Origin of the sequence: Paenibacillus planticolens, from assembly GCF_013141725.1 — a bacterium.
In the GTDB taxonomy this organism is placed as follows: Bacteria; Bacillota; Bacilli; order Paenibacillales; family NBRC-103111; genus Paenibacillus_E; species Paenibacillus_E planticolens.
This window is the reverse complement of the sequence record NZ_WHNZ01000013.1, coordinates 220907-243547: the sequence shown is the minus strand read 5'-3', so window position 1 is coordinate 243547 and position 22641 is coordinate 220907. Positions and strand designations below refer to the sequence as shown.

The 22641-nt window shown below is 48.1% G+C and carries 21 protein-coding genes and 1 riboswitch; of the genes, 16 read left to right on the top strand and 5 right to left on the bottom strand.

The window, feature by feature from the left end; genetic code table 11:
• Window positions 1-67: 67 nt before the first annotated feature.
• The 6 genes from GC097_RS06080 (at window position 68) to GC097_RS06055 (ending at window position 6656) form a co-directional block, all read left to right on the top strand.
• Complete coding sequence (locus tag GC097_RS06080; RefSeq protein WP_171682440.1) at window positions 68-1021, top strand: FAD binding domain-containing protein; 954 nt, start codon at window positions 68-70, stop codon at window positions 1019-1021.
• Entirely contained in the window at window positions 1005-3305 is a 2301-nt protein-coding gene (gene pucD, locus GC097_RS06075) for a xanthine dehydrogenase subunit D (protein ID WP_171682439.1), read from the top strand. Before GC097_RS06080 ends, pucD begins: the two co-directional genes overlap by 17 nt.
• The gene (locus GC097_RS06070) at window positions 3298-3792 is read left to right on the top strand and encodes a (2Fe-2S)-binding protein (RefSeq protein WP_171682438.1); all 495 of its coding nucleotides are present in this window, start codon (window positions 3298-3300) and stop codon (window positions 3790-3792) included. The genes pucD and GC097_RS06070 overlap by 8 nt, the downstream gene beginning before the upstream one ends.
• Window positions 3789-4943 (top strand): BMP family ABC transporter substrate-binding protein, encoded by a 1155-nt coding sequence (locus tag GC097_RS06065; RefSeq protein ID WP_246293983.1) that lies wholly within the window; start codon window positions 3789-3791, stop codon window positions 4941-4943. The genes GC097_RS06070 and GC097_RS06065 overlap by 4 nt, the downstream gene beginning before the upstream one ends.
• Before the next feature lie 21 nt (window positions 4944-4964).
• The gene (locus tag GC097_RS06060; RefSeq protein ID WP_171682437.1) at window positions 4965-5942 is read left to right on the top strand and encodes an aromatic ring-hydroxylating dioxygenase subunit alpha; all 978 of its coding nucleotides are present in this window, start codon (window positions 4965-4967) and stop codon (window positions 5940-5942) included.
• 261 nt (window positions 5943-6203) lie between these two features.
• A complete protein-coding gene (locus GC097_RS06055; RefSeq protein ID WP_171682436.1) occupies window positions 6204-6656 on the top strand; it encodes a hypothetical protein in 453 nt (150 codons plus the stop codon).
• A gap of 47 nt (window positions 6657-6703) precedes the next feature.
• On the opposite strand, the gene sda is transcribed toward GC097_RS06055, so the two are convergent.
• From sda to GC097_RS06040, 3 genes are all read right to left on the bottom strand, one after another.
• The gene (gene sda / locus GC097_RS06050; protein WP_171682435.1) at window positions 6704-6883 is read right to left on the bottom strand and encodes a sporulation histidine kinase inhibitor Sda; all 180 of its coding nucleotides are present in this window, start codon (window positions 6881-6883) and stop codon (window positions 6704-6706) included.
• A 23-nt stretch (window positions 6884-6906) separates the two neighbouring features.
• Complete coding sequence (locus GC097_RS06045) at window positions 6907-7344, bottom strand: hypothetical protein (RefSeq protein WP_171682434.1); 438 nt, start codon at window positions 7342-7344, stop codon at window positions 6907-6909.
• A gap of 229 nt (window positions 7345-7573) precedes the next feature.
• Window positions 7574-7759: a hypothetical protein gene (locus tag GC097_RS06040; protein WP_171682433.1), complete on the bottom strand. Its 186-nt coding sequence runs from the start codon at window positions 7757-7759 to the stop codon at window positions 7574-7576.
• 76 nt (window positions 7760-7835) lie between these two features.
• On the opposite strand from GC097_RS06040, the gene GC097_RS06035 reads away from it, so the two are divergent.
• The 7 genes from GC097_RS06035 to GC097_RS06005 all read left to right on the top strand — a co-directional run bounded on the left by GC097_RS06035 (window position 7836) and on the right by GC097_RS06005 (window position 16701).
• Window positions 7836-10157, top strand: a complete 2322-nt coding sequence (locus tag GC097_RS06035; protein WP_171682432.1) for an ATP-binding protein — start codon at window positions 7836-7838, stop codon at window positions 10155-10157.
• A complete protein-coding gene (locus GC097_RS06030) occupies window positions 10154-10786 on the top strand; it encodes a response regulator transcription factor (protein ID WP_171682431.1) in 633 nt (210 codons plus the stop codon). The genes GC097_RS06035 and GC097_RS06030 overlap by 4 nt, the downstream gene beginning before the upstream one ends.
• 16 nt (window positions 10787-10802) lie before the next feature.
• Window positions 10803-11732 carry a polyprenyl synthetase family protein gene (locus tag GC097_RS06025; protein ID WP_171682430.1) on the top strand — a complete coding sequence of 310 codons (930 nt, stop codon included), beginning with the start codon at window positions 10803-10805 and terminating at the stop codon, window positions 11730-11732.
• 201 nt (window positions 11733-11933) lie between these two features.
• Window positions 11934-12857, top strand: coding sequence for a polyprenyl synthetase family protein (locus GC097_RS06020; protein WP_171682429.1), 924 nt, complete (start codon window positions 11934-11936; stop codon window positions 12855-12857).
• A 5-nt stretch (window positions 12858-12862) separates the two neighbouring features.
• Complete coding sequence (locus GC097_RS34125; protein WP_246293982.1) at window positions 12863-14506, top strand: pectinesterase family protein; 1644 nt, start codon at window positions 12863-12865, stop codon at window positions 14504-14506.
• Window positions 14507-14882: 376 nt separating this feature from the next.
• Window positions 14883-16352 carry a catalase gene (locus tag GC097_RS06010; RefSeq protein WP_171682428.1) on the top strand — a complete coding sequence of 490 codons (1470 nt, stop codon included), beginning with the start codon at window positions 14883-14885 and terminating at the stop codon, window positions 16350-16352.
• Window positions 16353-16428: 76 nt separating this feature from the next.
• A complete protein-coding gene (locus GC097_RS06005) occupies window positions 16429-16701 on the top strand; it encodes a Fur family transcriptional regulator (protein ID WP_171682427.1) in 273 nt (90 codons plus the stop codon).
• A 76-nt stretch (window positions 16702-16777) separates the two neighbouring features.
• Here the strand turns inward: GC097_RS06005 and GC097_RS06000 are convergent, their stop codons facing one another.
• Both GC097_RS06000 and GC097_RS05995 read right to left on the bottom strand, forming a co-directional pair.
• Entirely contained in the window at window positions 16778-17872 is a 1095-nt protein-coding gene (locus tag GC097_RS06000) for a stalk domain-containing protein (protein WP_171682426.1), read from the bottom strand.
• A 162-nt stretch (window positions 17873-18034) separates the two neighbouring features.
• A complete protein-coding gene (locus GC097_RS05995) occupies window positions 18035-19111 on the bottom strand; it encodes a stalk domain-containing protein (protein ID WP_171682425.1) in 1077 nt (358 codons plus the stop codon).
• A gap of 311 nt (window positions 19112-19422) precedes the next feature.
• Window positions 19423-19524, top strand: a riboswitch (purine riboswitch).
• Between the two features lie 126 nt (window positions 19525-19650).
• Between GC097_RS05995 and purE the strand changes: the two genes are divergently transcribed.
• The 3 genes from purE to purB are packed head-to-tail and all read left to right on the top strand — an operon-like array spanning window position 19651 to window position 22630.
• Window positions 19651-20136, top strand: coding sequence for a 5-(carboxyamino)imidazole ribonucleotide mutase (purE, locus tag GC097_RS05990; protein ID WP_171682464.1), 486 nt, complete (start codon window positions 19651-19653; stop codon window positions 20134-20136).
• A complete protein-coding gene (gene purK / locus GC097_RS05985) occupies window positions 20133-21308 on the top strand; it encodes a 5-(carboxyamino)imidazole ribonucleotide synthase (RefSeq protein WP_171682424.1) in 1176 nt (391 codons plus the stop codon). Before purE ends, purK begins: the two co-directional genes overlap by 4 nt.
• Before the next feature lie 26 nt (window positions 21309-21334).
• A complete protein-coding gene (gene purB, locus GC097_RS05980) occupies window positions 21335-22630 on the top strand; it encodes an adenylosuccinate lyase (protein ID WP_171682423.1) in 1296 nt (431 codons plus the stop codon).
• The last annotated feature ends 11 nt before the right edge of the window (window positions 22631-22641 follow it).

The window sequence follows — 22641 nt, the reverse complement described above, 5'->3', positions numbered from 1 at the left end:
GAGCTAATTTAACTACGGATAATCTTGGGGGTCCGGTATTTCTAGATGACACAGAGGAGGTTTGTTCATGTCGGTTCCTTTGTACCAGCTGTCAGAGCAGCAGCCTACGGTGTGGCAGCCGACGACTGTGGAGGAAGCCTTGATACTTAAGCGTAAATGGGGAGAAAACTCGGTGCTGGTCTCTGGCGGCACATGGCTCCGTACACGTTGGGAAAATGGCCTTTCATCGCCTCCGCAGCACTTGATTAGCCTTGGTCGCATTCCTGCTCTTTCCGGATTAACCCTGGATGGTCAAGGTCATGTTCATATAGGTCCTGCGCTTTGTTTGGCCGATGTGATGGAAAATCAAATGATGAAGCAGCGATGCGGGCTCTTGGTGCAAGCGTGCTCTGAGATTGCAGCTCCTTCCGTACGCAATCTAGCATCAATCGGAGGCAATGTGATGACTCGCACAGGCGATCTCATTCCTGTCCTGCTAGTTATGAATGCGCAGGTGGTGGTGTCGGATGGACAGAAAGAACGCGTGCTGTGGTTGGAGGAGTGGCTGCAAGATTTGAATTATTCGTCCTTTGAAGTGATGACGAGGATTGTAGTTCCGGGGCAGGTGAGTGCCCAGATGAATGATGCGGGACAGACCCCTACAGAGCTTAGGAATACGGATGCGGAGCATTCCTTTTATTTAAAAGTAGGACGCAGAGAAGCGTTCACCCCATCGGTTGTAACGGTTGCCGGCCGGATAAGAATAGAAGCGGATGGCACTGTTGCCGCAATCGCTTTGAGCGCGGGAGGGGGAAGTGCTGTTCCGTCAAGATTCACAGAGCTGGAGGACGCGTTGGCAGGCAAGCTTTTGATCAAGGAGGTTCTGCAAATTTTACATAAGGGAGTGTCCGATAGTTTCGATGCTGTAGCCGACGATTACGCCGGTGCTGCATACCGCAAGATGACGGCGGCGAATCTGATTGTGTCCGAATGCTATAAAGCTTGGCGAAAAGGGGGCGGAGCCGGTGCTTCTAGATCGTAATACGTACGCAAAAAGATGGATCGTTCGTCCCGACGGTGAAGAGAAAGTAACCGGAAAGCTCCGGTATCTCACGGATTTAACGGCACCGGGCATGCTGTGCGGGAAGGTGCTGCGAAGCAGGCATCCTCATGCTTGGATTCTTTCAATTGATACAAGGAAAGCCAAAGCGATAGCCGGTGTCCGTGCGGTTATAACAGCGGAGGACGTGCCGGGCATGAATTTGTTCGGTATTGCTTTCCCGCATCAACCTGTCCTGTGTCATGATCGGGTTCGTTATGTCGGAGATGCTGTGGCGGCTGTAGCTGCGGATACGGAAGAGATCGCCGAGTACGCCCTTAGTTTAATCGAGGTTGTCTACGAGCCGCTGCCGGTTGTAGACAATCCGGAAACTGCGCTGGATGAGGGAACCGTTCTTCTACATCCTGACGGCAATCTGCTGCACCGAACTTGTCTGAAGTATGGGGAGGCTGAATCGACTTTTGAGCAATGTGCACACATCGTTGAGGAGACGTATTATACGCCGAGGCAAATGCACACGTATATGGAAACGGAGGGCGGCCTGTTCATTCCTGAGGAAGATGGCCGACTGACGGTGTACTCGCCGACACAGCACGGCTACAAAGATCGGATGCAGTTGGCGCGCATTCTTGCTATGGCGGAAGAACAAATCCGCGTCGTATCCAGTCCGATCGGCGGATCGTTCGGCGGGAAGGATGAGCTTAACGTGCAGCCCTTCGGCGCTTTACTTGCTTTGAAAACCGGCGCTCCGGTCAAAATGCACAATTCCCGCCGTGAATCGATCATTGCCGGGATCAAACGGCATCCGATGCGGATCACGATGAAGACCGGCGCAGATGCCAGCGGACGCCTTATCGCCCATCAAGTCAGCCTTCTTGCGGATACCGGCGCTTACGCCACTTTGGGCTGCGAGGTGCTGAATTTCGCTACGGAACATACCATCGGGCCTTACCGGATCCCGCATGTGGACGTACAGGGGACGAGTGTTTATACAAATAACGGCGTATCCGGGGAATTCCGGGGCTTTGGCGGCAATCAGGTGATTTTTGCCGTTGAAAGCCAGATCGAGCGCTTGGCTGAAAAGCTCGGGATGGATTCTTGGGAACTGCGCAAGCTGAACCTGCGCGCTCCGGACGATCCTGGGCCGTTGGGCCAGGAGATTGTGGCAACCGAAGGTGCCGATCAAGTGTGGAGCAAGGTGCAGGAATCGCCGCTCTGGGCAAAGCGGGGCATGCCGCAGAGGGGCTTGGAGGAGCCGTGGCTGCGCCGTGGCGTCGGCGCCTCGATGGTAATGCACGGCGCCGGGCTCGGCCTCGGCATCCCGGATCATTCCGGCGGACGCATCGAGCTCACGCCGGAGGGCAAGATCCAAGCCTCCTTCGGCTTCGAGGAGTTCGGGCAAGGGCTCTACGCAGCGCTCACGCTTATGCTGCAGGATAGCTTCGGCTGCGGCGCTGATGACATTCGCATCGTCATCGGCGATACCGACCGCGTGCCGGTCAGCGGCTCGAGCACGGCATCCCGCGCCACCACGATGATGTGGCGAGCGCTGCAGCGGCTGAAGCCGCCGTTCGTGCAGGCGCTGCTGGAGCAGGCGGCTGGGCTTGTGGGCGCTGCCGCTGAAGAGCTGACAACCGGCGCAGGCGGAATTCATCGCATGGGCGATGAGTTGGGTCAGCCGGTTGTGACGTATGCGCAGTTGGCGGCAGCTGCCGAAGCGGCAGCGAAGCCGATTCTTGCGCAGACGGTGTTCGACTACCCGACGACGCCTGAGGGGCAGGTCGGGGCGCATTATTTGTACACTTACGCAGCAGCTATTGTAGAGGTAGAAGTGAACATGCTGACAGGGAGGGTGAGGGTGGTCGCGACCGATCACGTGATTGCAGCAGGTCCTGTCATTAATCCGATGGGCTTCCTCGGACAGATCGAGGGCGGCAGCGTGATGGCGCTGGGCTTCACGTTGACCGAGGATGCCGTCATGCAGGAGAGCGCGTATTTGCGGCACAATTTGGATACGTATTTGATCCCTACTTTCAAAGATAGCCCCCATACAATTCGTGTAGAAGCAATTGAAGAATTACCCGAGGGCGATACTTATGGCCCGCGCGGGGTAGGCGAAATCGGCAGCGTCGGGCTCGCGCCGGCGATAACGGCAGCGGTTCGGCAGGCGGCAGGAATCTGGGTGAACCGGCTGCCGATTTCACCGGAACACATCGTGCAGTCCGTCGATTGGCTAGAAGGGTTGGAGGGGGAGGCCATTGATTAATGCAGCCTATGTGCTTGAATGCTCCATTAACGGGAAGGATGTCGCGATTCCGGTTCCTGCATCCAAGCGGATGTCGGATATTTTACGAGATGACTTGCGTTTAACCGGCACCAAAGTTTCTTGTGAGATCGGACGCTGCGGCGCCTGTATGGTGCTGCTGGATGGGAAGCCCGTAAATGCATGTTTGCTTATGGCGTATCAAGCAGCCGGCAAGCAAGTGACAACCATTGAGGGGATTTCCGGAGGGGAGTCGCTGCATCCGGTTCAACAAGCGATGTTAGAGGAAGGAGGGCTGCAGTGCGGTTATTGCACCGCAGGGATGGTCGTCACGCTAACGGCTTTGTGGAACCGAAATCCCGCCCCGACGAGGGCGGAGGCCGAACAGGCGCTGTGCGGCAATTTATGCCGCTGCACGGGGTACGAAGGTATTTTCAGAGCGGTAGAACGATGTGGTCTGCCGACAAAAAGAGAGGGGGAGAAGCTATGATGCCAAAAAAACTGATGTTGTCCTTAACCGCTATCTTCCTAGTGATCCTATCCGCTTGTTCCAGTTCATCCGCACCAACGACGAGCACCACGACAACGCCAGCAGGCTCTCCTGCGGCAGCACCGGCTGCAAGCGCAGTCCCTTCCTCAGCGGAAAAAAAGCTCCCTAGAGTGGCCTTTGTTTATATTGGAGTGCCCGGTGACGGAGGATGGACGTATGAGCATGATCAAGGCCGATTAATGATGGAGAAAGAGCTGGGCATCAAAGCGACTACCGTCGAAAATATTCCTGAAGGTCCTGACGCGGAGCGGGTTTTCGAAGAGTTGGCACAGAAAAACGATATTATTTTCGGAACCTCTTTCGGCTATATGGACCCGATGTACAACGTGGCGCAAAAGCACCCGAACGTGAAATTCCTGCACGCGACAGGCTACAAAACACTGCCTAACATGGGGACGTATATGGGACGCGAGTATCAAAGCGCATACCTCGTCGGCATGGCTGCCGGTAAAATGACCAAAAACAATCATATGGGCTATGTGGGAGCCTTCCCGATCCCGGAAGTCATTTATACCATTAATGCTTTTACCTTAGGCGCGCAAAGCGTGAATCCGAACGTGGACGTGTCGGTTGTTTGGAGCAATACCTGGTTCGATCCGGCTACCGAGAAGCAAGCGGCGATTTCACTGCTCGATAAAGGCGTGGATGTGCTGGCTGCCTACCAAGATTCACCGGCGGGCATTCAAGCGGCTGCTGAGCGCAAAGTTTGGGGCATCGGCAACGATTCCGACATGGGCCGGTTCGCGCCGGAGACGTACATTTCCAACCCGAAATGGAACTGGGGCCCTTACTACGTACAAACAGTGAAAAGTGTGATGGACGGCACTTGGAAGTCCGAAGCGTACTTTGGCACCATGAAGGAAGGCATTACAGACATCGCACCGCTTGGCAAAAATGTGCCTGCTGACGTCAAAGCGCTTGTTGAGAAGAAAAAGCAAGAGATTATGGCGGGAACCTTTGACGTGTTCCAAGGCCCTATCGTCGATCAGGACGGGAAAGTCAGGTTCGAGCAGGGCAAAAAAATGACAGACGAAGAGATTCTGGGGACGACTTGGTTTGTTAAGGGCATTAAAGGTGTCATTCCAAAATAATGGGGAAAGGTTGTGAGGGCGATGACTATACAAGATAGGACGCTGCTTGACGAATGGCATCCGGTATTGTTGTCGTCGGCGTTAGCGGATCGGCCGGTTCCTGTTGTCGTGCTGGGTGAAAAAGTGGCCGTTTTCCGCACCTCTGACGGCGTTCACGCCTTCAAAGACTTGTGCATTCATCGGGGCGTACCGCTTTCGCTCGGCAAAGTGAAGGGAGATGAACTCGTGTGCGCCTATCACGGCTGGTCTTACAATAGCTGTGGGACGTGTACACGAATCCCTTCGCTGCCTGCCGATCGCGCTATTCCCTCGAAGGCGAAAGCTTTCGTATACCGTTGTGTGGAAGCGCACGGATTTGTTTGGGTTTGCTTGGGTGAACCGGTAGGTTCGCTGCCTAAAGTGAGTGCCTATATTCCCGAAGGCTTCAAAGAAGTATGGATGGGACCGTATATCCTGCAAGCCGCCGGGCCCCGCGTGATTGAGAACTTCCTCGATGTCTCCCACCTCATGTTTGTTCATGAGGGTCTGCTGGGTGATAGTGAATTTGCCGAGATCGGCGACTACCAGGTACATGAGGAGGATGGCGTCCTCACCTCGGAGGAGATCGTCGTCTACCAACCCGATCCGGATGGAACGGGGCGCGGGGTGCATAGCCGTTATGTGTATGAAGTGTATGGTCCGCTAAGCGTCGCGTTTACTAAAAGAGACAGGGATACGGATCATATTTTCCGTTTGTTCCTCATGGTGCTGCCGGAAACCGAGCAGCGAAGCCAAGCTTTCATGCTCAAGCAGCGGAACTATGCGTATGAGGAGCCGGATGACATTTTCGTCCGGTTCCAGGATCTGCTGATCGAACAGGATCGCGAAATGGTCGAAAATCAGAAGCCGGAGCTGCTGCCGCTTGATCTGCAGGCGGAGCTGCATTTGAATACGGATCGACTGAGTATTGCGTATCGCAAGCGGCTTCGTGAGTTGGGTGTTACATTTGGGACGGCGTAGCGTGGTTGAATAATGGGCTATCGAAGGGGGCGGGGAGTGGCCTTTTCGGTAGTTTTTTTATTGTGCTTGCATTACCTTTGCTTTTCGTGATATGCATACAACAAGTCGAGCCATATCTGAGTAATAAGAGTCCCAAAAGACTTCTATCTCAGTCAAAAAGATCCATTCTCGCAGGATAGAAGTCTCTGGAGGCTCTTATCCGCCGGGATCAGCTCCAATCGGGAATATCATTGGCTAATTACGAACTAGGAGGCAAATGAATTGAAGAAAAAAGTATTGTATGCGTCTGCTATAATTATTTTAAGTTATGTTACTTTTGTATTTATTTATCACGTAGTTCCAGTCGTTACTGGGAGATTCGCAACAACTCATTTTATGGCGAACCTCAAGAGTAATGATCCAACAGCAGCATCCAGATATATATATTCAAACGAGCGACAAGAGTGGGTAAATAAATTCAGTGAATTAGAGAAAGATGGTTTAAGTTTAGTAGACTATCGCGGACTTCAAGTAGGTCTGGATGATAATGCACTTGAAGGTAGCGTATATGTAACACTTACGAATCAAAGTATAAAAAAAGAGTATCGTATATTCATTATTTTTGACGGTGGGCGATTAACTCCAAAGATTTCGCATTTGCAATACATGGAAGCAGATGGAGTGGACGAGACAATAGAACAGTGGATAAGAGCAATGAATTTCACAGTATCCTGAAGAAAATGAAGGAGGCAGAATATTTGTTACTTTCTATATAAAGTCGTTCATTTGTTCATGTCGTTAATTTTCTTGCCTGAAATATCCGCGTGATCTAACAACCCCTCAATAAGAATTTCCCGCCTTATCAGCTCATTCAGGAGCATGTCTATGAATTCTTGCTCAAGCTGCAAGTTTATCGCTTCCAAGTAGGCATTAATCAAGCCCTGATGACTAAGTGTTTTCATGAGCGTCCTCGTATCTTACCAAGTTATTTTTGTTTCCTGCTGTTTTTTATTAATGTCATTCTCCGAGAATGACGCAGCCAGGAGTAATAGCTCCTCAAATCGCGAAGCTCCAAATTCTCGCTCATTCGTCCTAGAAAGGTGACAACGATCATTCTATGTAAAGGGTTCCCCAAAAGATCCGTCTCTGAGTTAGCATTATCGAATTGGGCGACAAAGAGCAAATCATCATCGACCGCATAAACGTCTTCTTCGTTCTTATAGTAAGGAGCGACTTTGCCGCTCTTCAGTTTCTCCCATAGAAAGGCGCATATTTCCTCCAGCGAGGCGGCTTCGTCTCCAATACGTAAACGGTATCGACTGTGCGCATGGTGAGTGATGACGATGTCATACACTTTTTTATCGGCGAGCTCGATGTTGAAGGGATCGTAGGTGCTCCATCGACTCATTTTTCTATCTTTCATCCCCCGAACTCCTCTCAACTCTATCTGAATATTTTTCCATATATATACTAATTATCATAATATTTGATTAATATAATAACATCGCAAAAATGGGAGTTTTTCACGCAAACTTTTTGCGTGTTCATGTAAATTCTGTTTAAATGTTTGCGTGAAAACGAAAAAAAGATTGTATAACAGCGCAAAGCTGGTTATACAATCCTTTTTGAATTTGGTAAAATAAGGTTAGTTATTAACCCCAATTATTTTGAACAACAGAAGTTTTATTTTTTGAAAAGTCATTTAATGTTATTTTTAATGCAAATGATTCTTCCGATGTTAGTTTAAAGTCTCTAAAACTCCTATCTTTTTCTAATTTGTTGTGGTTCAGCTTGTGAACAGCGTCATGCAAATTCGGGTTTAACTGGATAAGAGACATAGTTTGAGCTCCTTTTATTAATTTATTTAGTGCTGAGATATATTATATCGAATATTTGGAAAATAAGGGGGATATGATGAAAAAAAAAGTCGTATTAGGAATTGCTTTCTCTATTTTTCTTATTTTGCAGCTATGGTGCTCGATGCTTGTATTTCACTTTCCATATATGGGAATAGAAAATGAAGAAATACAAGGGCAATGGGTGGTAAAACGTTTGCTCCCAGAAGGTGCCGCGATTAAATTAGATCTCAAAGTTGGCGATATTATTTTACAAATAGATGGCAAACCTGCTGAAGATTTTGTAACGCTGCGAAAATGGAGTGCAATCGAGCAGGCTCAGAGCCTAGTCGTTTCAAGGGAAGGCCATGAACATCAAGTAGTACTAAATGCGAAAAGCAACATTTTTTATGATATTTTTCCGTTAATTGAGGAAATGGTCTGTTTCGGGATGGCTATTGTGATTGTCATCAAGATGTTTCACTCTAAATCCGCTAAGCTTCTAGCAGCTGTGTTTCTTTGTGGTTCAATTGTTTTTATGAGTCTATTAGCTTCTATTAGAGGAGATGTTCTTGGGAAAGTTCAAATTACTACTTTTATGATGTTGTTACCTATCGTTTTTTTACATTTTTTAATCGTCTTTTTCAAAGAAAAAAGCGACTTAAACTTACCATCGTGGATCTTGAAGTATTTATATTCAATCGTTGTGATTGCTCTTTGTCTAAGAGGCTTATACTTCCACCCTTCTTTAACTTATACGTTTTATCGCTATGACATCATTATTACGTTGGGATTTTTCATATTTGGATTTTTATTAAATATGTATGTGCTAACTAAGCTGCTTATTAAAGTTAGAGGGCAGCAATCCTATATATCTAGCATCGTTAAAAGTGTTTGGTTGTCATGGATGATTTCTTTTTTACCTATTATTTGTTTCTCGTTTCTACCACAATTGTTGACTGGTGAACCAATTTTAAACGCAATATTCACAAGTTGGATCTTATTGGTTTTCCCGATGTCATTTGCTTACTTAATTGCTTCCAACCAACTGTACGATTTCGGCTTAGTTATTAGACGAATCATGTTCGCAGGTTTGCTTGCTATTCTACCTGTCTGCATATTCACAGGCGTATATCATTATTTGTTTAATAATGTAGTTGATGAAAAACAATTGTTATATATATTTGGCGGTTCAATGTTCCTAATAACCGTAGCCCTATATGGTGCAGAGTATTGGACAACTAAACTTGAACCGTTCCTGTTTCCCAGAAAGCATATTTTTCAAACAGCTTTGAAGAAAATTTCGAAAAATTTAGGCACAATTTCAAGCTTTCGAGAATTAAAAGATATTGTTCTTGTTGATATTGTAAGTACATTACAGGTGGCTGGTGGAGCAATCATTTTTCAGTACAAAGATGAAGTGGAAATTATCTATGAAGGGGAAATAGATATTGAAGGAATTCGGAGGCATGTCGATGCGAATACTTTAATTACCGCCCCAAACTATACAAGTATTGAGATGAACAATCATGAATCTTATTCCAGCTACCTTATCGTAACGCGTAAGAAAACAAACACTTATCTTTCAAGAGAAGAGAAGCAATGGCTTCAACTCATTACCTCATATTTGGAAGTCAGTTTAGAAAATGTACATTTAATCCGTAAGCTGACGTTAAACCTACAACAGTTTGCAGCTCAGCTTCCTCATGAAACAAATGCGTATGATATTCAATGGTTTCGCAAGGTTATGTTTGATTTGCAGGAAGAGGAGCGGATGAGGATTGCTACGGATTTGCACGATACGACGATGCAGGACCTATTTTTCCTCAAAAGAAGAATATCTTCCATTGCGGAAAAAGGCAATTTAGATAAATTAGATCAGGAACAACTTAATAGTATGAATAATTTCGTTGATATGATAAATGCGAGTTTACGTCAAAGTTGTTTTGAACTGAATCCCCATTTGCTAAAAGAAATAGGTTTGATTCCGACTCTGAAAATGTACGTTGATAAGGAGTCTTATACAACGCCATTCATGCTTTCAGTAGAAATAGGTTCAGTTATAACTATTGAAGAAAAGGATTTGTTAACAAAACGTCATATATTCCGAATCGTGCAAGAACTTCTAAATAATGCGAAGAAACATTCTCAAGCGGGTAAAGTCTTATTTTCAATCGAAGAAAACGAGAATTATTTTTGCTTGAACTATGAGGATGATGGTGTTGGCTTCAACGGGTATCAGGAAGGATTTCAGAAGGAAATCGGTGCTTCTGGGATGGGAATTGAACAAATGAAAAGTAGAATCATGCATATGGGTGGTCAAGTGGATATGACGACAGACAAAGGAATCGGTACTACGTTCAAAATAAGGATTCCTATTGGGGAGGTCAGGGCTTCATGATCGAGATTGTCAAAACGTTAGTTGTTGATGATCACCCACTATTTGCTCGAGCAACCAAAGCGTTGTTAGAGCAAATTGAGCGCGTTGAAGTTGTTGGTATTGCTAATGATGCCAAGCAATGTTTGGAGCAAGTAGAAATGTATCAGCCTGAGCTTATTTTTCTTGATTATCAGCTTCCAGATCAAACAGGCATAGAAGTAGCGGCAGCCATTAAGAGCAGATATCCTCATACTCTTATTGTTATATTTACGGGAGTTGAATTAGACAGCATCATTAATAAGCTAATTGAGATAAAGGTTAGTGGTGTTTTATCCAAGGAATCGAACGAACGTGTGATAATTAATATGGTAAATTGCATTCTGGAAGGTCAGACGATGCTGCCTATCTCGTACTTCCATCGGATGCAATTCTTAGAAAGATATGAGCAGGAAAGTTTTATGCTGATTGAAGAAGAGATTCAAATGTTAAGCATGTTGGTGAAAGGAGCTACACACGAACAAATAGCAGAACAAATTTATATGAGCAAACGCAGTGTAGACAATTATTTAAGGAAAATCTACGATAAATTAGGTGTCAAAACTAGGACAGAAGCTATGGGGAAGTTCATAAAAAGCAAATATTATGCATAACCAAGGAGGAGGGAGAGTGGAAGGGAATATTCAGCAGTATTTGTATCGTGTTGTGGATGAATATATTCTTGTTGAGAATTTAAATAAATTGTTTAAATCGTTCATTATAAGTAAAGTCAAGGAGAATACAACATGGGGGGATATTACGCTTTATACCCACTACATGTTTGGCGGTACCTCACCTGATATTCAGCGGTATGCTGCTATGACGGAGCTTATCGTATTAATATCTGACATTGTCGATGATATACAAGATCAGGATCAAGAAGACAAGCCGTGGATGCATTGTTCTAGAGCCGAAGCATTAAACTCAATTTTTGTAATGCTTATGGGATTTGTCGGTGAGCTGGGGCATATGCAGTTTCAGGAAGAATATGTGGTGGAAGTTACGAAAATCATCACACGATCGCTCAAAGGGCAGTACAAAGATGTGACCAATACCGTAACATCGGCAGATGAATATTTAAAAATGACACAGGAGAGATCAGGTTCTCTGTTCCGATTAGCTTGTTTTATGGGGTATATGTTGGCGGATTGCTCAAAGGAGTCAATTGAGCAGGTTAATGATCTTGCAGATTGCATCGGACTCATCCATCAGATTGAAAATGATATGATAGATCTTGTTAGATATGATGTAAAGAATGATTTATTTAGTAAGAAGCGTACGCTGCCAATTCTATATCTGCTTGCAGTTAAGGATGAGGCATTCCTCCCGTTTCAGGATTATTACGAGGGTAAAATAACCGTAAATGACCTTTTGGGAGAAAAAGAAGAGTTTATGCAAATGGTTAGGGAATCGGGTTGTATGGAATACTCTCGTGTTGTTCAGTCCATTTGCCTGCAAAAAGCAGAAGAGATTTATGAAAGGTTGCCAGCGCTCTCTCGATGGAAGTTGAAGTTTAAAGAAGCAACCTACGGCGGATTCCTTAGCAGAGAACGAGCTTAGTAATAAACACGCATTGACACCTAAAGAACATGTATTCTACTATATACATATAGGAGAGGCAAACGCTTCTCGCTCATCGAATAAACATGCGAATAATCTATAGGAGACCGGGAAGGCTGACTGCCTTTTCCGGTCTTCTCTGCAGTTCAGGCGAAGTTGCCATTCTTTAACATAAGAGACAGAAGCGAGGGCGAATGGGGCATGAAGCAAAACGTGAAAGAGCATATGATTCGCTTGGTGGACGAGTATATTGAGGTAAAGGGTTTAAATGAGCTTCTGAAGTCTTTTATCGCAGACAAAGAAAAAGAGAATGGAGCCTGGGCGAAGGTTACGCTCTGCACGCATTATATGATGGGCGGGAGTTCGCCTCATATTGAGCGTTATGCGGCACTGGCGGAGTTGGCCAATCTCATCCTGGACATTGTCGATGATCTGCAGGATCAGGATCAAGAAGACAAGCCGTGGATGAAATGCTCGCAAGCAGAGGCATTGAATGCGGTTCTGGCGTTGTTAATGGGATTCGTCGGCGAGCTGGGACATTTGCAGGTCAAGTCGGAATGGCTGGTTGAGGTGACGAAGATCATTGCGCGCTCGATTAACGGCCAGCACAAGGATGTGGTGAATGCGGCAGAGTCGGTTGATGATTACCTGGTGATGACGCAGGAGAAGTCCGGCTCTCTATTCCGCTTGGCATGTTGTATGGGATATATGACGCTAGAGACCCCGCGGGAGACGATCGAGCAGCTTCATGAGCTGGCGGATTGCATCGGGCTCGTTCATCAGATCCAGAACGATATGCGCGATCTCATCCGCTATGATGTGAAGAATGATTTATATGGCAAGAAGCGCACGCTTCCTATCTTGTATTTGCTTTCCGTCGAGGACGAAGCGTTCACTCCATTGAAGGAGTACTACGAAGGGAAGATTACGTCGGATGTCCTTTTGCGCGACAAAGAAGGCTTCATACAAACGATCCAAACTTCAGGATGCCTGGAGTATGGTCGAGTCGTGCAGGCGGTGTGCATTCAAAAAGCAGAGGAAATCTATGAAAAGCTGCAAGGAGTCTCGCCTTGGAAGGAAAGGTTCAGGGAAGTGACGTATGGCAGTTTTGTTGAGGAAGGATAACAACGATGATCATAGTAGCAGCAGACGGAAGCGGTGATTATGTCCGTATTCAGGAAGCGATCGATAGCATTGCCGATGAGAGGAAGGAAGAAACGGTCATTTTCGTGAGAAGCGGCGTTTATGAAGAAAAGCTGCATATCACGAAGCGGCGCCTAAGCTTGATTGGGGAATCGGCAGAAACGACGATTGTCACTTACGGGGATTATGCGAAAAAGCTTTTTCCGAGTGGTGAGCCGTATCACACCTTTCATTCCTATACGGCTTTTATCGGCGCGGACGATGTGACGATTGAGCATCTGACATTTGAGAATACGGCAGGAAAAGGGGAGGATGTCGGGCAAGCATTGGCCGCCTATGTGGACGGAGACAAGGTCATTTTCCGGGATTGCCGATTCCTTGGGCATCAAGATACGTTATTTACGGGGCCGCTGCCGCCCAAACCGCGGGATCGTTCCAGCTTCGGGGGACCGCGTGACGGCATGCCGCCGCGGGCTGTTCGGCAGTACTATGAGCGCTGTTATATTCGAGGCGATGTGGATTTTATTTTTGGCTCGGCGACGGCGGTATTTCTGGATTGTGAAATTGTATCTTCCGGCAAAGGCTGGGTTACGGCGGCGTCCACACCGGAGGACGCTATGTACGGATATGTGTTTATTGGCTGCAAGCTGACGGGAGAAGCGCCTGTTGAATCGGTTGGGCTTGGAAGGCCTTGGCGGAATTACGCGAAGGTGGCATTCGTGCACTGCTGGTTGGGGCAGCATGTGAAGAAGGCAGGTTGGGACCGCTGGAATGAGCGGGAAAGTGTGGAGGCTCTCGCTTTCGCGGAGTATGGGAATCATGGTCCCGGCGCGGACACGGGCATGCGGGTGGATTGGTCCAAGCAGCTTACGGAGCAGGAGGCAGAAGCTTATGACGTTGACCGGATTCTGGCAGGTCGGGACGGATGGAGTCCGCGGGCGGCTTTGGCCGAGCCGCGTATAGCCATCTACTTGGCAGGGGATTCCACTATGTCCGATTATACGGCTTCCTTTTACCCGCGAATGGGTTGGGGACAGGTGCTCACGCGCTGGTTTGGAAGTGGTGCGACTGTATGTAATGCAGCTTCTTCAGGCAGAAGCTCCAAAAGCTTTATCGCGGAAGGACGTTTGGCCGCCATTTGGAGCAGGATTCGTCCCGGTGATTATCTCTTTATTCAGTTCGGCCATAACGATCAGAAACCGGATGAAGCAAGACACACAGATCCGCATACAACTTATTTGGATCATTTGCGACAGTATGTGGATGGAGCTCGGGCCAGAGGGGCTTTGCCGATTCTGATTACCTCCGTGCAGAGGCGAAGCTTCGATGTACAGGGGAACTTTACCGATACGCACGGGGAGTATCCGGCTTCGGTCAAACGGTTGGCCGAAGAATTGGAAGCTCCGCTCATTGACTTGGCCGAAAAGAGCAGGAATCTGCTGCTGTCCCTTGGAACAGAGCGGGCCAAAGCGCTGTTCCTCTGGCTGCGGCCTGGGGAACAGGCCAATTATCCGGACGGCGTAACGGATGACACGCACTTCTCGGAAGCGGGGGCGATTGAAATCGCCCGTTTAATTGTTGAAGGCATAAAGGAGTTAGGTTTGCCACTTGCAGGGCTGATTAAAGAATAGATGTGAAGCCGATAGACTCGATCGCATGTGCGGTTGGGTTTATCGGCTTTTTTGATTGCGTTAACAGGAAAAACTCCAGTTATTTCAAGGGGGTTGGGGCATTATTGGGCAGTTAACAGGAAAAATCTCCTGTTAACTTGCTTCGAAACATCCGATTTTGGGTAAGTAACATGATATTAACGTGAGAAATTCCATGTAAATATGCTGATTGGCAGGTACATATCGAATTAGTGGTAGTTTTTCCTGTTATTCAGCGGGCTCGGTGAAATTCTTGCCTTGAGCCATTGACAATTATTATCACTTAAAATAAAATAAATACTATATTATAATTATTATAAATAAGAAATTATTATAGCAAGAGGAGGACGTTATATAGATGACTCAAAACCACAATTACTTAACGACTAATCAAGGCGCTCCCGTAGGCGACAACCAGAACTCCAGAACGGCAGGTCAGCACGGACCTACTCTTCTGGAGGATTACCATCTGCTTGAGAAAATTGCGCATTTCGACCGGGAACGCATTCCGGAGCGCGTCGTGCATGCCCGCGGAGCGGGAGCTTTCGGCACGTTCAAGGTTGAGCAAGCAATGAACCGCTACACCAAAGCTGCGTTCCTCGGCGAAGCCGGCAAAGAAACACCGGTATTCGTCCGCTTCTCGACCGTTATCCACGGGCAGGGCTCGCCGGAAACGGCGCGCGATCCGCGCGGCTTCGCGGTTAAATTTTATACGGAAGAAGGCAATTACGACTTGGTCGGCAATAATCTTCCTGTATTTTTCATCCGTGATGCGATGAAGTTTCCGGATATGGTGCATTCCTTGAAGCCGGCACCTGACACGAATGTGCAGACACCGGACCGTTATTGGGATTTCATGTCACTCACGCCGGAGTCCACGCATATGCTGACTTGGGTCTTCTCGGATTACGGCACGCCGGCTAACTACCGGGAGATGAACGGTTTTGGCGTTCATGCTTTCAAATGGATTAACGCCGCAGGCAATTACGTGTATGTAAAATATCACTGGAAGCCGCATCAAGGTGTGCGCAATTTGACCAAAACGGAAGCAGCAGCCGTTCAAGGGGAAGATTTTAGCCATGCGACTAGAGATTTGTATGACAACATCGCGAGCGGCAACTTTCCGAAATGGGATCTGCACGTACAGCTTCTTCAGCCGGAGGATCTGGATGCGTACGATTTCGATCCGCTGGATCCGACGAAAGTATGGCCGGAAGACGTCATTCCTCTACACAAAGTGGGGACGATGACGCTGAATCGCAATCCGCAGAACTTTTTCGCTGAAGTTGAGCAAGCGGCCTTCGCCCCGAGTGTGCTGGTAGCGGGAATTGAGCCGTCCGAAGACAAATTGCTGCAAGGCCGTCTGTTTTCCTATCCCGACACGCAAAGACATAGGCTGGGCGTCAACTACCTGCAGATTCCGGTCAACTGCCCATATGCTGCCGTACAGAACAATCAGCGCGACGGCGCTATGCAAATGAAGCCGCAGTCCGGCAGCGTAAATTACGAGCCGACTCGTTATGCCGATGCTCCGAAGGAGGCTCCGGCGTACCGCGACAGCTCAATGCCGCTGCAAGGCTATGCAGCCCGGCAAAAAATCGCCAAAACGAACGATTTTGCCCAAGCCGGTGACACGTTCCGCAGCTTCAGCGAGCAGGAGCAGTCGAACTTCATTTCAAATCTGGTTGGCGACCTCTCAACTGTACATGAGAAATCGAAGCTGATGGCGATTTGCAATTTCTATCGCGCCGACGCCAAGCTGGGGATGGCCCTGGCAACCGGCCTGGGCATTGACATTTCAGGATACTTGCAGCATTTGAACCGATAAGAGGCACATATGTGCGCCGGCAATCATAGATCATTCATTCATTTATAGATCATAAATCGCAGAGGAGGTTTCCACGATGGCTAAGCATGATCTGAACCAAGCGCTGCAGCGGATGCGCGCCAAGAACATTCCCTTAACCCCGCAGAGATACGCGTTATTGGCATATTTATATGAACAGGGCAGTTACACAACGGTTAAAGAAATTTGTGAAGCGCTAATCGTCAAATATCCGACGATTAACGCGATGACGGTGCACAGCTCTTTGCATGTTTTCAAGCAGTTAGGTTTGGTGAAGGAGCTGGCTGTGGTCGGAAGCTCCATGCGGTATGAAGCTGCGCTGAGCTCATGAGCAGCTGAAAAAAAGCGCCCCACTCGCTACAACGAGGATCTATCCTCGCGTAGACGAGTGGGGCGCTTTGCCATGTTTATTTCGCCTCTGCAAAAGCAGACAGCGGAATCGGGAATTCTAGAATGCCCAGCGCGTAAGGAGCGTATTCGTACAGGCCAAAGTATACGACTACTGTGTCATCTTTTAAATAAAAGCCTTGATCGTTACGAATGGATTCGAACGGTTCGATCAGTTCGTAATCTTGCTCTTTTAATTGCTCTTTTATTTTTTCATTGATGATAGTTTTGTAGTTAGCGTTATTGGAAACAACTTGCGTAAGGCTTAACTCATTTCCCGTATCGAGATCGAACGTGTGGGAATCCCAGGAATAGAAACCGTGCGCGCCGCCTGAGAATGTGTAAACAATAAAGTAGAGGCTGAGCTTATGATTCTGATTGTAAGTGATTTGATAATTCACATCGAACGTTTTTGGAAAATCAGGCATCGTGGTGTCGGTATCCTCGGTAAGGTCGCTTAATTGCTGGATGGCTGCCGCTTTATATTTCTCCACCTCCGCTTGGAGGAAGGCGTTGATTTTCGCGCTGGCAGCTGAATGATCCCAGCCCTCGATCTGAGGATACTGCAGGGTAATACTCCGATTATCGGTTTTCGTTTGCGACTCGGATTTGTTCGTCAGCTTAAGCTCGTTCTCTTGAATTTTGGCAATCGAAACGACACGGCTTGCATCGTTGTAACCGATCTTGTAGCCCATTTGCTCAAGAAGCAGGCGCAGTGGCAGGTAAGTGGTTCCACTGATAATGACAGGAGGCAAAGCCGCGTAGAACGTGTGTCCATTCAGTGCATATTCCGTATTTTGATTGTGCATGGTCATGGTTTTGTTAGGCCCGCTGACGGTGACTGTCTTAGACGCTTCATCCCACGAGGTCTTCAGGCCCAACTCCTTGCTGAGAAAAGCTAGGCCGACATAGGTGTCACCATCCTTTGTTTTGCCGCCCGGCACATCTAGCAGTTGATCACCGATCTGGATTTGGATAGGTGCGAGCTTGACGTCGAAACCTGTGCTAGACGTTTCTGCATAGATGACAGCTTGCCGTGGGAGGACAACTGGACTTACGGCTAATATAAGGGCAGCAGCCAATGTGATTTTCATTGAGAATGTCTTCTTGTTCATGGCAATCTCTCCTTATGGATACATTCTAGTTAGTTAGACGATGGAAAAGTAGAAAAGTTATAGCGTGATTAGAATTTGTCGAAAAAAGAACGCAAAAAAAGCGACCCGCTTGCTACAAAGAGGATCAAGCCTCGGGTAGTCGATTGGGGCGCTTTGCCATGTTTATTTTGCCGCCGCAAAAGCCGATAGCGGAATCGGGAATTCAAGAATGCCCAGCACGTAAGGAGCGTATTCGTACTGGCCAAAGTATACGACCACCGTGTCATCTTTTAAATAAAAGCCCTGATCGTCACGGATGGACTCGAAGGGTTCGATGAGTGCATAATCTTGCTCTTTTATTTGCTTTTTAATCGTTTCGTTGATGATCGTCTTGTAGTTAGCGTTATTCGATGTCAGCTGCTGAAGACTCAGCTCATTCCCCGTATCCAGATCGAACGTATGAGAATCCCGGGTAGTGGACCCATGGGCGCCGCCTGTAAATGAATATACTTCAAAGTAGAGACTGAGCTTATGCTTCTGATTATACGTTATTTGATAATTAACATCGAAAGAATAGGGATACTCGTTGCCGTTCTTGCTTAACCCTTTGTTGGCGGCATCTTTATATTTCTCTATCTCGCTTTGAATGAATGCGTTAATTTTCGCGCTTGCCGCGGAATTTGCCCATCCTTCAATTTGCGGATAGTTTATCGTAATCTCCTGGTTGTCTGTAATCTTTTTCGATTCTGACTTGTTCGTCAATGTGAGTTCGTTTTCTTGAATTTTAGTAATCGTGACGACATGGCTTTCATCGTTGTATCCGATTTGGTAGCCCATTTGTTCAAGGAGCAAACGCAGCGGCAAGTAGGTGGTTCCGTCCACGATCACAGGAGGCAATGTTTTGTAAAATTCGCGGCCATCCAAGGAATATTTCGTATCTTGATTATGCATGCTCATTTTCTTGTTAGGGCTGCTGACGGTGACGGTCTTCGTAGCCTCATCCCAGGCTGTTGTCAAGCCAAGCTGTTTGCTGAGAAAAGCAAGTCCGACGTAGGTGTCGCCTTCCGCCGATTTGCCGCCCGGCACGTCCAGAAGTTGATCTCCGATCTGTATTTTCAGAGGGGCAAGCTTAATCTCGAACCAGTCGCTTTCTGTCTCCGCATGAACGGTCGCCTGTGGCAGGAGGAGGGCTGGACTAGCAGCGGCTAGCAGGGCTGCAGCCAAAGTGACTTTCAGTAAGGTAGGCATGCTTTTTTTCATCATAAATCTCTCCTTTAGAGTTGGAATTCTTCTTTATAATTAGACGGTGGATACGTATTATGGTTTAACTCTCATCGAATAATGTCGAAATAATAGGAAGGATTGTTCAGGATATGCCCTGAAAACCGAACAAGCATAACGCCAATGTGAGAGTGAAATCAGAAATAGAGGTTAAAACTGGTGCGTACTGGAAAAATAGCCCCCAAAAGCGAACTATTTATAAGAAAAAGTTAAAAATCGTTCGTTTTTTGAAATTGACATCACACGTCAGTTGGTAGTAAACTAGGGAAGCGGGAATTAGAGCCGCACTAATTGAAAATGTCGAATCGACTCGTATAAAATCAGGGATAAGGCCTGAAAGTTTCTACCCAAAAACCGTGAATTTTTGGACTACGAGGAAGCGAATGAGGGAAACCATAGGAAGACGATGGTCTTTTTGCATTCGGTTCTTTTGCTGTCCAGCGGATAGAATCATGTATTCTAACACTGGGCATTTTTTGGTTTAAGGGGTTTACCATACAAAAGAGAGTGGGTTAGTGATGACGGTACGTGTTGGTGTCATAATGGGAAGCCAGTCGGATTGGGAAACGATGAAGCACGCATGCGACATGTTGGAAGAGCTGGGAGTGCCTTTTGAGAAAAAGGTGGTTTCCGCACACAGAACACCGGATCTTATGTTCGAATATGCAGCCGCAGCGGCAGGCCGCGGCATTCAGGTGATTATTGCCGGAGCAGGCGGGGCGGCGCATCTACCAGGAATGGTAGCAGCCAAAACGGAGCTTCCGGTTATTGGTGTTCCCGTCAAAACGTCGACGCTGAACGGTCTTGATTCCTTGCTTTCGATCGTGCAAATGCCGGGCGGCATTCCGGTTGCGACGGTGGCGATCGGGCATGCGGGCGCAACGAATGCAGGCCTCTTGGCTGCGCAAATTCTGGGCGCTTTCGATCCTGAGCTGCAAGCGAGGGTCAGAGCACGCCGCGAGCGCGTCGCGCAGACGGTGATGGAAAGCAGTGACCTGTTATGACCGACACAGCAGGTGGCAAGGTCATCAAGCCTGGCGGCACGATCGGCGTTTTGGGCGGCGGGCAGTTAGGCCGCATGCTGGCCTTGGCCGGCCGCAACATGGGGTATCGCTTCGTAACGCTTGATCCCACAGAGGATGCGCCTTGCGGGCAAGTCGCGGACGAACAGATTCAAGCGAACTTCGACGACGTCGAAGCGGCGCGGAAGCTCGCGGTCCTGTCCGACGTCATCACGTACGAATTCGAGAACGTGGATGCTCACGTGACAAGCATTCTTATGAATGAGTCCTATGTTCCTCAAGGAAGCGAGCTTTTATACACGACGCAGCATCGTCTTCGCGAGAAGCGGGCGATTGAAGCGGCGGGCGTCCCCGTTGCTCCTTATGCGGAAGTGAAGAGCGCAGCTGAACTGAAGGAAGCGATAGCGAGGTTCGGCACGCCATGCGTACTCAAGACGGCAACCGGCGGTTACGACGGCAAAGGCCAATGGGTCATCCGCTCTATAGATGAAGCGGAAGAAGCCTACGAAACCTTGAGCCGGGCCAGAACCGAGCTCGTTCTCGAACAATTTATTCATTTTGACAAAGAATTATCCGTCATTGCAGCAAGAAGCCCTCGCGGTGAAGTGAAGGCGTTCCCTGCGGCGGAAAACATACATGTACATAACATCCTGCATCAATCCATCGTACCTGCCCGCATTCCGGAAGACGTGCAGCAGGAAGCCGAGAAGCTGGCGACGCGAATCGCCGAAGGACTTGGCGTCATCGGATTGATCGCCGTAGAGCTGTTCCTGACGAAAGACGGTCAGCTTTATGTCAACGAGCTTGCGCCGCGCCCGCACAATTCAGGTCATTACACGATGGAAGCGTGCCGGACGTCGCAGTTCGAGCAGCATGTTCGAGCGATATGCAACTTGCCTTTAGGCTCAACCGAGCTTTTGACACCTGTTGTTATGGTGAATTTGCTCGGCGAGCATATCGAACCGCTTAACGGTCTTATCGACCAGCCCGGCTTCTTGGAGGATACAGACTTAGGCGTCAGCGCCAAGGTTCATCTGTACGGGAAGAAGGAAGCGAAAGAGAAACGCAAGATGGGACACATTAATTTGCTGGCAAGCGATGTGCAGCACGCACTGACTTGGATAGAACGCACCAGGATTTGGGAAAGTAAGTAAATGAACATTATTGGAGGAACGGCAAAATGATAGAACGTTATACACGCCCCGAAATGGCGAGCATCTGGACGGAACAAAACAAGTTTCAAGCATGGCTCGAAGTTGAAATTTTATCCTGCGAGGCTTGGGCTGAGCTGGGTGTAATCCCCAAAGAAGATGTGAAAGTGCTGCGCGAGAACGCAAGCTTCAACATCGACCGCATCTACGAAATCGAGCAAGAGACGCGTCATGACGTTATTGCTTTTACAAGAGCGGTGTCCGAGACGTTAGGGCCTGAGCGCAAATGGGTACATTACGGATTAACTTCTACAGACGTTGTAGATACGGCACTTGGTTACTTGCTAAGACAAGCGAACGAAATATTGGACAAAGATATTCAAAACTTCATTGAAATCCTTCGCAATAAAGCGATTGAACATAGAGATACGGCAATGATGGGCAGAACGCATGGCGTGCATGCCGAGCCGACGACGTTCGGACTCAAGATGGCGCTTTGGTACGAGGAAATGAAGCGTAACCTGGAGCGTTTCCGTTTTGCCGCTGATGGCGTACAATTCGGTAAAATCTCTGGCGCCGTAGGCACTTACGCGAACATCGATCCGTTCGTAGAGCAATATGTGTGCGAGAAGCTGGGCACGAAACCGGCTCCGATTTCGACACAAACGCTTCAACGTGACCGTCATGCTGAGTACATGGCTACTCTGGCGCTAGTTGCTACGTCCCTGGACAAATTCGCGACCGAAATCCGCGCGCTGCAAAAGAGTGAGTTCCGCGAGGTGGAAGAGCCGTTTGCAAAAGGTCAAAAAGGGTCCTCCGCGATGCCGCACAAGCGCAATCCGATTGGTTGCGAGAGCATTTCGGGTCTGTCCCGTGTCATTCGCGGGCATATGATTTCCGCTTACGAGAACGTGACGCTTTGGCATGAGCGCGATATTTCGCACTCCTCCGTTGAGCGTGTGATCCTGCCGGATGCTACGCAGCTGCTGAACTACATGCTGAACCGTCTTGGCAACATCATCAAAAACTTGACGGTGTTCCCTGAGAACATGAAGCGCAACATGCGCAGCACGTACGATGTGCCTTTCTCCGGCCGCGTGATGACGAAGCTGATCGACAAAGGCTTTTCGCGTGAGCAAGCGTACGACACGGTGCAGCCAAGAGCGATGCAAGCTTGGGAAGAACAGCGTTCTTTCCGTGAAATCGTTGAGAATGCATCGGTGATCACAGAAGTGCTCAGCCCGGCTGAAATTACGGATTGCTTCGATCCAAGCTGGCATTTGAAGCACGTCGCTACGATCTTTGACCGTTTAGGTTTGAAATAGCAGGAACTTTG